This is a genomic window from Microbacterium cremeum (assembly GCF_015277855.1).
GTDB classification, from domain to species: Bacteria; Actinomycetota; Actinomycetes; order Actinomycetales; family Microbacteriaceae; genus Microbacterium; species Microbacterium cremeum.
This window is the reverse complement of the sequence record NZ_CP063812.1, coordinates 3,183,755-3,196,282: the sequence shown is the minus strand read 5'-3', so window position 1 is coordinate 3,196,282 and position 12,528 is coordinate 3,183,755. Positions and strand designations below refer to the sequence as shown.

6 protein-coding genes are annotated in these 12,528 nt (G+C 70.9%); all 6 read left to right on the top strand.

Annotated elements, in window-relative coordinates; genetic code table 11:
• Window position 1: 1 nt before the first annotated feature.
• Entirely contained in the window at window positions 2-1,039 is a 1,038-nt protein-coding gene (locus IM778_RS14375) for a carbohydrate ABC transporter permease (RefSeq protein ID WP_194409513.1), read from the top strand.
• Between the two features lies 1 nt (window position 1,040).
• On the top strand, window positions 1,041-1,937 hold the full coding sequence (locus tag IM778_RS14370; RefSeq protein ID WP_194409512.1) for a carbohydrate ABC transporter permease: 897 nt from the start codon (window positions 1,041-1,043) through the stop codon (window positions 1,935-1,937).
• Window positions 1,934-4,279, top strand: a complete 2,346-nt coding sequence (locus IM778_RS14365; protein ID WP_194409511.1) for a beta-xylosidase/alpha-l-arabinosidase — start codon at window positions 1,934-1,936, stop codon at window positions 4,277-4,279. The genes IM778_RS14370 and IM778_RS14365 overlap by 4 nt, the downstream gene beginning before the upstream one ends.
• Before the next feature lie 102 nt (window positions 4,280-4,381).
• Window positions 4,382-8,404, top strand: a complete 4,023-nt coding sequence (locus tag IM778_RS14360) for an endo-1,4-beta-xylanase (protein WP_194409510.1) — start codon at window positions 4,382-4,384, stop codon at window positions 8,402-8,404.
• 356 nt (window positions 8,405-8,760) lie between these two features.
• Entirely contained in the window at window positions 8,761-8,970 is a 210-nt protein-coding gene (locus IM778_RS14355; RefSeq protein WP_194409509.1) for a hypothetical protein, read from the top strand.
• Between the two features lie 139 nt (window positions 8,971-9,109).
• The gene (locus tag IM778_RS17900) at window positions 9,110-12,427 is read left to right on the top strand and encodes a rhamnogalacturonan lyase family protein (protein ID WP_194409508.1); all 3,318 of its coding nucleotides are present in this window, start codon (window positions 9,110-9,112) and stop codon (window positions 12,425-12,427) included.
• Window positions 12,428-12,528: the final 101 nt, after the last annotated feature.

Genomic DNA, 12,528 nt, shown 5'->3' with positions numbered 1-12,528 from the left:
CATGACCACTCTCACCACTCCCGGGCCCGCGGTCACCGCGGGCCCGGGCCCTGCACCCGTGCGCCGGTCCCGGCGCGGCGAGTCGCGCAAGCGCCTCGAGATCGTCCTCTTCGTCACGCCCGCCCTCGTGCTGTTCCTCGGCTTCGTGATCCTGCCGGTGATCCTCGCCGCGGTGTACAGCCTCTACAACCTGCCGCCCGCCTTCCAGTGGTCGCACCTCGCCGACTCGGCGCGCTTCATCGGCCTCGACAACTACGTACGCGCGCTCACCACGCCCGAGTTCCAGCGCGCGATCGGCAACACGTTCTTCATCCTGATCATGTCGCTGCTGGTGCAGGGGCCCATCGCGATCGGCATCGCCCTCCTCCTGAACCGGCGCCTGCGCGGCCGCAGCGTCTTCCGCCTGCTGATCTTCGTGCCCTACGTGCTCGCCGAGGTGATCGCCGGTCTCTCGTGGCGGCTCATCCTGCAGCCCGCCGGCGCCGTCAACACGACACTCGAGGCGATCGGTCTGGGCGCCCTCGCCCAGAACTGGCTCGCCGACCCCACGCTCGCGCTGTGGACGATCTTCTTCATCCTCACGTGGAAGTACATCGGCTTCGCGATCCTGCTGATGCTCGCGGGCCTGCAGGGGGTTCCCGACGAACTCGCCGAGGCCGCCGCGATCGACGGCGCCAGCTGGTGGCAGATCCAGCGGTACATCACGCTCCCGCTGCTCGGACCCACCATCCGCATCTGGGCCTTCCTGTCGATCATCGGTTCGCTGCAGGTCTTCGACATGATCTGGGTCACCGTCTCGCCGGCGGTGCGGCGGATCGGCACCGAGTCCATGGCGACCTACATGGTGCAGCAGGGGCAGTTCGCCGGGCAGCCCGGCTACGGCAGCGCGATCGCCGTGATCCTGTTCGTCATCTCGCTCGTCATCGCGCTGGTGTACCAGCGCTTCGCACTGCACCGCGACCTCGCGGGATCGATCACCGGGTCCCGTGCACCTCGCCGGCGAGAGCTGGGCGCCCGCCGCAAGAGAGAGGTGCGTTGACATGTCGGCCACCACCACCATCGTCACCGGCAGCCCCGCGCCGCGCGAGGTCCAGCCGGTCCGCCGCGGGTTCGACTGGGGCCAGCCGTTCGTCTACCTCGTCGCGCTCGTCATCGCCGCGATCGCCGTCGGTCCCGTCCTCTACGTCTTCCTCGGCGGCCTGCGCACCACGGCCGACATCAACGCGAACCCGGCAGGGCTGCCCGACCCCTGGACGCTGCAGAACTGGGCGGACGTCCTCGGCGCGCCCCGGTTCTGGGGCAACGTCTTCGCGAGCACGGTGCTGGCGGTCTCGACCACCGTCGGCGTCGTGATCGCCGGCATCATGGCCGCCTTCGTCCTGGCACGCTACGAGTTCCGCGGACGCCAGGGTCTGTACACGCTGTTCGCCGCCGGCCTCATGTTCCCGCTCACCGTCGCCGCGCTGCCGCTGACCCTGCTGCTGCGCACCCTCGGCCTGCACGGCACGTATCTCGGCGTGATCATCCCGGGCATCGCGTTCGCGCTGCCCACGACGATCATCATCCTGGTGCCGTTCCTGCGGGCGATCCCGGCCGAGCTCGAGGAGGCGGCGATGATCGACGGCGCGACGCGTATCGGGTTCTTCTGGCGCATCATGCTGCCGCTGGCCAAGCCCGGCCTCATCACCGTCGGGATCCTCGCGTTCGTCGCCAGCTGGAACGGCTACCTGCTGCCGCTGCTCGTGATCAGCACCGGCAGCCTCCCGCAGGAGCTGTGGCCGCTCCCGCTCGGGGTGACGCAGTTCTCCAGCCAGTACTCGCAGAACACCGGCGCGATCCTCGCCTACACCTCTCTGGCGATGATCCCGGCGCTGGCGTTCTTCCTCCTCGCCGAGAAGCGCATCGTCGGCGGACTGACCGGAGCGGTGAAGGGATGACCGTGGAACAGAGCGTAGAGACCCTCGCGACGGTGACGGCGGAGACGGATGTCGACGGCCTCATCGAGCGGATGACGCTGCCGGAGAAGATCGCACAGCTGTACGGCGTGTGGGTCGGCGCCGACGATGCCGGCGGCGACGTCGCTCCGCACCAGCACGACATGGATCAGGACATCGACTTCGACGGCCTGATCCCGCAGGGCCTCGGTCAGCTCACGCGGCCGTTCGGCACGAAGCCGATCGACCCGGCGATGGGCGCGCTCAGCCTCCTGCGCACGCAGCAGCGGATCCGTGCGGCATCCCGTCACGGCATCCCGGCCGTCGCGCACGAGGAGTGCCTCGCGGGCTTCGCGGCGTGGGGCGCCACGGCGTACCCGGTGCCGCTCGGGTGGGGCGCCACGTTCGATCCGGCTCTGGTCGGCGAGATGGCGCGCCGCATCGGAGACGACATGCGGTCGGTCGGCGTGCACCAGGGTCTCGCGCCCGTCCTCGACGTGGTGCGCGACCTGCGCTGGGGTCGCGTGGAAGAGACCATCGGCGAGGACCCCCACCTGGTCGCCACGGTCGCGACCGCGTACGTCGAGGGTCTCGAGTCCGCGGGCATCGTCGCGACCCTGAAGCACTTCGTCGGCTACTCCGCCTCGAAGGCCGGCCGCAACCTCGCCCCCGTATCGGTCGGCCGCCGCGAGCTGGACGACGTGCTGCTTCCGCCGTTCGAGATGGCGGTGCGCGACGGCCGCGTGCGCAGCGTCATGAACTCGTACGCCGACATCGACGGCATCCCCACCGCCGCCGACCGGACCCTGCTCACCGAGCTGCTGCGCGACGAGTGGGGCTTCGAGGGCACGGTGGTCGCCGACTACTTCTCGATCGCGTTCCTGAAGCTCCTGCACGGCGTGGCCGAGACGTGGGCGGATGCCGCGGGCCAGGCTCTCGCGGCCGGCATCGACGTCGAGCTGCCCACCGTCAACACGTTCGGCGAACCGCTGCGGCGGGCCGTCGAAGAGGGCGCGATCGACGAGGCGCTCATCGACACCGCGCTGCGGCGCGTGCTCATCCAGAAGGCGGGACTCGGCCTGCTCGACCCCGAATGGTCGCCGGTGCCGCCGGCCCTCGCCGGCCGAGACCTGTCGGATCCCGAGGCGCTGCGCGGCAGCATCGACCTCGATCCTCCCGCGAACCGCGACCTCGCCGCGAGGATCGCCGAGGCGGCGGTCGTGCTGGTGCGCAACGACGGCACCCTGCCGCTCGCCGCGCCCGCTCGGATCGCCGTCGTCGGCCCCAACGCCGACGACCCGTACGCGATGCTCGGCTGCTATTCGTTCCCGACCCACGTCGTGACGCAGCATCCGGGAGTCGCGATGGGCATCCGCATCCCGACGCTGCTCGAGGCGGTGCAGCAGGAGTTCCCCGCGGCGGCGGTCACCCACACCACCGGCACGACGGTGGACGGCGGCGAGACCGACGGCATCGCGGCAGCGGTGGCCGCCGCGCAGGACGCCGAGGTCGCGGTGCTCGCGCTCGGCGACCGGGCGGGCCTCTTCGGCCGCGGCACGAGCGGCGAGGGCTGCGACGCCGAGTCGCTGGCGCTGCCCGGCGCGCAGCAGCAGCTGCTCGACGCGGTGCTCGCGACCGGTACGCCCGTCGTCGTCGTGATGCTCGCCGGCCGTCCGTACGCCCTCGGCGGCGCCGCCGAGACCGCCGCAGGCATCGTGCAGGCGTTCTTCGCGGGCGAAGAGGGAGCCACCGCCGTCGCCGGCGTGCTGTCGGGGCGCGTGAACCCGTCCGGGCGCCTGCCCGTCAGCATCCCCGCCTCCGCCGGCGCCCAGCCCGGCACGTATCTCGCCGCGCCGCTCGCGCAGCGCACCGGGGTGTCGAACGTCGACCCGGGCGCGGCGTTCCCCTTCGGGCACGGTCTGTCGTACACGACGTTCGACTGGACGCCGCTCGAGGGCGATGCATCGGCCGTGCCCGTCGACGGCGCGCTCACGCTGCGACTGCGGGTCGCCAACGCCGGCGAGCGCGCCGGCGCCGACGTCGTGCAGCTGTACCTGCACGATCCGGTCGCGAGCGTGGTGCAGCCCGTGCAGCGGCTGATCGGCTACGCGCGCGTCGAGCTCGAGGCCGGGGCATCCGCCGACGTGTCGTTCACCGTCAGCGCCGACCTCGCCGCATTCACCGGCCGCGACGGCGTGCGCGTCGTCGAGCCCGGCGAGCTCGTGCTGAGCGCGGGGCGCTCGAGCGGCGACTTCGCGTCGTCGTGGACCGTCACCCTCACCGGGTCGCCGCGACCCGTCGGCCGCGACCGCGCGCTGCGCCCCGAGGTGATCGTCCGCCACTGATCTCCGCCGCCGACCCGCCGACCTCCGGCGCCTCGGCGCCGCCTGACCCACCGCAACACCATCGCACGACGACACACCTGCTGAGCGCAAAGGAGCGCAGTGATGAAGAAGCGACTACGAGCCCTGGGGATCCTGGTGGCGGCCGGACTGGTGGCCGCCGGCGCGGTCCCCGCGGCGGCCGCCCCGATCGACACCGTCCTCGACTTCGACGGGCAGCCGCTCGGCGCGTGGGCCGGTGCCGACGGCTGGATCCAGAACGGCGGGGGTGCCCTCGAGGTCGTCGACCTCGGCGGCGGCGACCGCGCCCTCCAGGTCTCCGGGCGGGCGAACGACTGGGACGGCATCCAGTACACCACCACCGTCACCGCGGGCGAGGTGTTCGACATCGAGGCGGTGGTGCGCCTCGCCGCGGGGACCGCCGGCAGCGCCGGCGTGCGCGTGGTCGCCAACAACGCCGGAAACTACGCGTGGGTGGGCGCCACCTCGATGACGGCGGATGCCTGGACCACCGTGTCGGGCACCTACACGGCGGTCGCCGACGGGAGCCTGCAGTTCTACGTCGGGACCGACGCCCTCGACGCGCCCTATGCGTACCTCGTCGACCGCATCGGCATCTCCGGCGGCACCGCCGGCGGAGGACCGGGCATCCCGCCCGACTTCGTGCCCGGCGGCGCCGTGAGTCCCGTCGCCACTCCGGTATCGGCAGCGCAGGCGGGCAGCCCGGGCGCACCGGTGGCCGCGCTGACCTTCGACGACGGCCCCGACCTCGAGACCACGCCGCCGCTGCTGGACTTCCTCGCGGCGAAGGGTCTGAAGGCCGTGTTCTGCGTGATCGGGCAGCAGATCCAGCAGACCGGCGGCGCCGGCATCCTTCGTCGCATCGTGGCCGAGGGCCACGTGCTGTGCAACCACTCCACGTCGTTCGCCGACATGGGATCGTGGACGGCCGAGCAGGTGCAGGCCGACATGATCGCGAACCTGGGCATCATCCGCGATGCGCTCGGCGACCCGAACGCGAAGGTGCCGTTCTGGCGCGCGCCCAACGGCTCGTGGGGCCAGACCCCGCAGGTCGCGGTGAGCCTCGGCATGCAGCCGCTGGCCGTGACGAACGTCATCTTCGACTGGGAGACGCAGGATGTCGCCACGCTGACCTCGAACCTGCGCTCGGCGATGGTCGACGGGCAGCTGGTGCTCGTGCACGACGGCGGCGGCGACCGGTCGGGTTCGCTCGCAGCGGTCGAGACCGTGGTGACCGAGCGGCTCGCGGCGGGCTGGGAGTTCACCCTCCCTGTCGGCACGCCGCCGTTCGCGGGCCCCGTGCTGACGACGGACTTCGAGTCCGGTCTCGACGGCTGGGAGCCGCGCGCGGGCGACGCCACGACTCCCACCGTCGCCCTCACGACCGATGACGCCGTGAGCGGCGCCCAGGCGGCGATCGTCACCGGCCGCGACGGGCAGGGCGACGGGATCGGTCACGACGTCACCGGCGTCCTGACGCCGGGCGTCACGTACGACTTCTCGGCGCAGGTGCGTTTCCCGGCCGGGCAGCCGGCCGACGCCGTGTGGCTGTCGATGGCCCGTACGGTCGACGGGGCGACGTCGTACTCGACGCTCGCGCAGTTCACCGAGGTGGGCAACGACGGCTGGACCGAGGTGACCGCGTCGTTCCTCATGGGCGCGGCCGACAGCGCCTTCCTGTACCTCGAGACGAACTACAACGGCGCGAACACCAGCGACCTCCTCGTCGACGACATCGTCGTCTCGGTGCCCGAGCCGCCGATCGTCCAGGACCTCACCCCGCTCAAGAGCACCGTGGACTTCCCGGTCGGCGTCGCGATCGACAGTCGTGAGACCGCCGGTGCCGCCGCCGATCTGCTGCTGCGTCACTTCGACCAGATCACCGGCGAGAACCATATGAAGCCCGAGGCCTGGTACGACGAGAACCGGCAGTTCCGCCCGCACCCGGAGGCCGTCGCGCTCATGGACTTCGCCGCGGCGAACGACCTGCACGTCTACGGCCACGTGCTGGTGTGGCACTCGCAGACACCGGAATGGTTCTTCCAGGACGCAGCCGGGGCGGCGCTCACCGATTCCGAGGCCGACAAGCAGATCCTGCGCGAGCGGCTGCGTGAGCACATCTTCGCGATCGCTCAGTGGATGGCCGAGGAGTACGGCGAGTTCGGCGCCGGCAACCCGGTCGTCGCGTGGGACGTCGTCAACGAGGTCGTCTCCGACAGCGGCGAGTTCGCCGACGGGCTGCGCCGCAGCGAGTGGTACCGCATCCTCGGCGAGGAGTTCATCCGGCTCGCGTTCCAGTATGCCGACGAAGCGTTCAACGACGAGTACGCGGCGGAAGCGGCATCCCGCCCGGTGACGCTGTTCATCAACGACTACAACACCGAGCAGGGCGGCAAGCAGGACCGCTACCGCGCCCTCGTCGAACGTCTGCTGGCGGCGGAGACGCCGATCGACGGCGTGGGGCACCAGTTCCACGTGTCGCTCGCGATGCCGGTGGCCGCGCTCGAGACCGCGATCGAGCGGTTCGAGGACCTGCCGCTGACGCAGGTCGTCACGGAGCTCGACGTCACCACCGGCACGCCGGTCACCGACGCGCGGCTCATCGAGCAGGGCTACTACTACCGCGACGCGTTCCGGGTGTTCCGCGAGCACGCCGGCAGCCTCTACTCGGTCACCGTGTGGGGGCTCACCGACGGCCGGTCATGGCGTTCGGGCAACGGCGCACCGCTGCTGTTCGACGACGGGTACCAGGCCAAGCCGGCGTACTACGGCACGGTCGACCACGACCTGCCGCAGCTGCGGCGCACCGCGAACGTCTTCGCCGGAGACGTGCCGCTGGACGCGGACGCGCCCGCATCCCCGCAGTGGCGGCGCCTGCCGCTGCACGCCGTCGGGCAGGACGCGTCGTTCCAGCTGCGCTGGGCACCGGATCACCTCACGGCCTATGCGACCGTCGACGACACGACGACGGATGCCTCGGACGCGGTGGTCTTCGAGATCGACGGCGCCGAGCACCGGGTGCCGCGCAGCGGCGCCGCGGGCGCGGTCGTGGCCGAGCGCGACGGCGGCTACGACGTCGTGGCGCACCTGCCGGTGACCGCGGCGCTCGGCGGCACGCTCTCGGCCGACGTGCGGGTGACCGACGGCACCGACACGGCGGGCTGGAACAGCCCGGGCGCCGTCGGCACGCTGACGCTCGTCGAGGAGCTGTCGTTCACCGAGGTCGTCGAGGCTTCGGCGGACCCGGTGATCGACGGCGCGGTGGATGACGCGTGGGCGGATGCGGTGCCAGTGACGACCGGCAAGCAGGTGTCGGGCACCGGTGGCGCCACTGCCACGGTGCGGACGATGTGGCGCGGGAACACGCTGTACGTCCTCGCCGAGGTGGCCGACCCGGTGATCGACGTGTCGGGCTCCGATCCGTGGATCCAGGACTCCGTCGAGATCTACGTCGACGCGGGCAACGCCAAGAACGGCGCGTACCGCTACGACGACACGCAGATCCGCATCAGCGCCGAGAACGGGGTGTCGTTCGGCACCGGTGACGAGGCGTTCCAGGCGGCGCGCGTGCAGTCGGCCTCGGCGGTGGTCGACGGCGGCTACGTCGTCGAGGCGGCGATCTCGCTGCTGGAGTACGGCGGCGCCGGCACCGTCCATGGCCTCGACTTCCAGGTCAACGACGCCGCCGGCGGCCAGCGCACCTCGATCCGCAACTGGGCCGACCCGACCGGGCTCGGCTACCAGTCGACGGCGCGGTGGGGCGTGGGCGAGCTCATCGGACCCGCGGTCGCGCCGGGGGAGCCCTCGCAGACGACCGTACGGATGCCGCGCACGAGCCTCGTCTCGACCCAGCACGCGCCCGTCCACGTGCAGGTCACGTCGGCGCTCCCCGTCGCCGGCGGGTCGGTGCGGGTGCTCGTCGACGGCGTCGCGGCGACTGGCCCGGTGCTGCTCGACGCCGACGGGCGCGCGACGGTCGCCCTCGGCCGGCTCACGCCCGGAACCCACGAGATCACGGCGGAGTTCGCCGGCGCCGACGGTGTCGCGCCCTCCGTGAGCGAGCCGGTCACCGTCACTGTGCGGGCGGTGGGGCCCAGCGCTCGGTGACCTCCGCCGCCGCGCGGCGCGGACGCCTTCGGGCCTCCGCGCCGCGCGGTCGTGCGGCATCCGTGTTTCTCAGATCAGGTGATCTGGCGAGCGCAGGACGTTTGGCGGGTCGATCGTCCTGCGTAGGCCAGATCACCTGTTCTCGTGAAGGTGCCGCGGGGCGACGGGTGCGGCGAGGCGGCGGGTGCCGCAGGGCGACGGATGTCGCAACTCGGCGCTCGCCCTCCGGCAGCAGTCAGTCCTCGAGTGACTGCGGCACGTGGCCGCGGCATCCGTCTTTCTCAGATCAGGTGATCTGGCGAGCGCAGGACGTTTCGGGGGTCGATCGTCCTGCGTAGGCCAGATCACCTGTTCTCGTGAAGGTGCCGCGGGGCGACGGATACCACGGGGGCGACGGATGCCGCGGGGCGACGGATACCACGGGCGACGGATGCCGCGGGGTGACGGATGCCGTGGGGCGAGGGATGCCGGGGGCGACGGGTGCCCCGGGGCCGACGGATGCCGGGGGCGACGGGTGCCCCGGGGCGACGGATGCCGTGAATCAGGGTCTTGCGCGATCGCGCTGAACGGGGCACGATATGGGAAAGCGGTTGCCCATCCTTCGATGGGGATGCGGTCGGAGGATGAAACGTATCACTTCGCGGCGGCTGCTTCCGGGATCCCGTGGGTCCCGGCATCCGAAAATCGCTCGAAGGAGAGTGTGACGTGCGAAAGCCGTTGTCGAAGATCGGAACCCTCACCCTGGCCGCGGCCGTGGTACTGTCCCTGTTCGGGATGAGCCCGCCCGCGACGGCCGTCGTCGCCGCGTCTCCGCCGGGCGCCGCGACGGAACTCCGTCCCGTGGAGTACCTGACGCGCGGCCTCGTCGCCGCCGTGGTCGACGGCGGAGTGTTCTTGAGCTGGCGGTTCCTCGGCGACGAGCCGGACGGCCTCTCGTGGAACGTCTACCGCAAGGACGGCGACGCCGACTTCGCGAAGATCGCCACCGTCGCGCCGCGTGACGTGCAGCCCGAGAGCGACTACCCGGCGAACCCGGGGGTCGTGAAGGAGAACAGCACCCCGTCCAACCACGTCGACCCCGACGGCTCCGTCACCTCGATCTACGAGGTGGCCCCGGTGATCGACGGTGTCGAGGGTGCGCGCGAGGGCATGAGCGCACCGATGCTGTCGAGCCTGTCCGGTCAGGCCGGCCAGGCAGGCAGAGGCGCCGTGCACTACATCCCGCTCAAGCCCGCGCCTGCACCGGTGCCGCTCGCGCACTTCACGTACCGCGGATTCCGCTTCGGGCCGGGAACCAACCTGAACCCGGCCAACATGCAGATCCCCGACACCGGCGGACAGCACTGGTACGTCGTCGACATGAACCTGCTGCGGGCCTTCCGCGAGCCGCACGACGCCCAGACGCCGGTGACCGCCGAGCAGCTGGGCGACTGGGTCGACCAGCTCAATGCGCACAACGGTGAGACCTGGCAGCCGAGCGCCCAGCTCGGCGGCGACGGTGTCATCGGCGACGCTTTGTACGCCGAGCTCGAAGGCAAGTTCATCCAGTACGTCGAGAACCTCGACAGCGGAACCAGGCTGCCGTACGCGAAGACCCAGGCGGGGGCAATCCACACCTCGCAGAGCGCTCCCTACTCCACGCACGACATGACGGTGGGCGACTTCGACGGCGACGGCGAGTACGAGATCGTCGTGAAGTGGCGCAGCACCCAGCAGGACCCGATGTACTCCGAGCCCATCTTCGGCGGCAGCAACACCACGACCGCCCCGGAGTACGTCGACGTCTACAAGCAGGACGGCACGCTGCTGTTCCGCGTCGACATGGGCTATAACGTCCGAGCCGCCAACGACCACGAGACGACGCTGTTCGCCGAGGATTTCGACGGCGACGGCCGCGCGGAGCTCATGCTCAAGACGGCGCTCGGCACGCGGATCGGAAACTGGGACGAGGCGTCGCAGAGCGTCGTCTACCCCGATACGCTCGAGACCGTCGTCGGCGGCGAGGACGGACTGAACGCCACGAGCGTGAAGTTCCAGGAGTACTTCGCAGCCGGTGACGAGGAGGCCCTCGACACGTACTGGTCGCTCTTGAACAGCTTCACGATCAGCTACCGCAGCCCCACGGCAGGCGGCGGCAACGACGGGCCGAACGACCCGGCGCTGAAGAGGTGGATCAAGACCTACCACGTCGGACCGATCGGCCCGGCGAAAGACGACCAGGAGTTCTTCTCGGCGTTCGAGTGGGACGCCGCCGCCGCGCAGGGAACGCTCATCGACAGCGAGCGGTACCCGCACACCTACCAGGGCAGCGTCGACGGTGAGAACTGGGCGATGACGCCGGCGACTCAGCGCGGCAACTACTCGTACCTGGCCTATCCGGGCCCGGGTGCGGGCACGTCCGCGAGCGACTACAAGGCGCAGATCATGGCGGAGTCCGAGGCGTACTGGCTCGAGCACCCGTGGAAGGCCGCCTCGTGGGGCGACGCGCAGGGCAACCGCGCCAACCGGTATGTGGGGGTGGTCGCAGCACTCGACGGCGTCAACCAGTACGCCGTCTCACAGCGCGGCTACTACCACCGGACCACGCTCGCCGCCTTCAACATCGTGGACGGGGAGGTCAACCTGCAAGCGAGCTTCGACTCGGCCGACCCGCAATTCTGGTCGCTCGGCGGCAGCGCCTACGACTACCAGAACCGCGGCAACCACGACACCAAGGCCGGCGACCTCGATGGCGACGGCTGGGACGAGGTCGTGATCAAGGCGATGGTCCTCGGCCTGAACGCCGACAAGACCAAGATCCTTCCGAAGGTGCTCAACGGCGACGTGATGCCGACCATCGAGGGCCTGGACGGCGTTCCCCCCGTGGTCGGCCAGTTCCAGTTCGCCACGGATGAGGTGCGCGACAACCCGCTCAACGTGTGGGCGCCGCTGCGCCACGGTGACAGGACGGCGCTGCTGCCGGTCGACAAGACCGACAAGATCATGATGTGGTCGGGCAGCGAGGAGCACCTGCTCGACGACATCCGCACCGGTCGGCACGAGGGCTGGATCCCCGGCCCGGAGGCTCACGACCCGATGAAGGGCAGGCGGCTCAACGAACAGGGCGAGGTCGTCGACGAGAACTCCCTCATCTTCGGCGTCTACCAGGCCAGCGACGATGAAGGCAGCGTGGCCGGCAACTACTCGAACCGGTGGCCCGGCGTGCAGGCGGGGTCTGCGGCATCCACGCGGGAAGTCCGGAGCATGGTCACCGGCGAGATCCTGACGACTACGGGCACGGCGCGAGGCATCGCACAGGGCCAGAACGCCATCTGGTTCGGCCCCGGCCTCACGCACATGGGTGTCAACGGGGCGACGGTCAACCGGATCGACGATCTGACCTTCGCGGCATCCTCGTACCTCGCGACGGGGATGACCTCGACCGGCAACAAGAGCACCCCGACGCTGAAGGCCGACATGTTCGGCGATTGGCGCGAGGAGCTCATCCTGCGGGCCAGCGGCAACCGCCTTGGCATCGTCACGACGCTCGCGCCCACCGAGTACGGCATCCGCACGCTGATGCACGACCCGATGTACCGCCTGGGCGTCGCCGCGAAGAACAACGGCTACGACCAGGTGGGGTTCGCGAGCTTCTACCTGGGCGACGAAGCGCCGCTCCCCGCGATGCGGACCGACATCGCGGTGCCGCGGTACGAGGTGTCCGAGACGACGGTGTCGGTACCCCGCACCGAGGTCGTGGCCGCACAGAAGGTGCCGGTCACGGTCAAGGTCGCGGCGCCGCTGCCGGTGGCGGGTGCCACGGTGCAGCTGTTCGTGGACGGCGAGGCGCTGGGCGAACCGGTGGCCCTCGACAACCAGGGCGCCGCGCGTGTGGTGATCGGCCCGCTCGAGGCGGGGACGCACGAACTGGTCGCGGAGTTCTCCGGCGTCACGCCGCAGAGCGCCGGAGTCGACGGCGTCGCGCCCTCTCTCAGTGAGCCGCTCACGGTGACCGTCCGCGCGGTCGGCCGCAGTACGCCGTAGTCCTGGCTCCGACCCGCGCGGTGCGGAGGTCTTCGGGCCTCCGCGCCGCGCGGTCGTGCGGCATCCGTGTTTCTCAGATCAGGTGATCTCGCGAGTGCAGG

Coding starts and splice junctions, on each gene's coding strand:
- IM778_RS14375 (WP_194409513.1), top strand. CDS start 2: ATGACCACTCTCACCACTCCCGGGCCCGCGGTCACCGCGGGCCCGGGC.
- IM778_RS14370 (WP_194409512.1), top strand. CDS start 1,041: ATGTCGGCCACCACCACCATCGTCACCGGCAGCCCCGCGCCGCGCGAG.
- IM778_RS14365 (WP_194409511.1), top strand. CDS start 1,934: ATGACCGTGGAACAGAGCGTAGAGACCCTCGCGACGGTGACGGCGGAG.
- IM778_RS14360 (WP_194409510.1), top strand. CDS start 4,382: ATGAAGAAGCGACTACGAGCCCTGGGGATCCTGGTGGCGGCCGGACTG.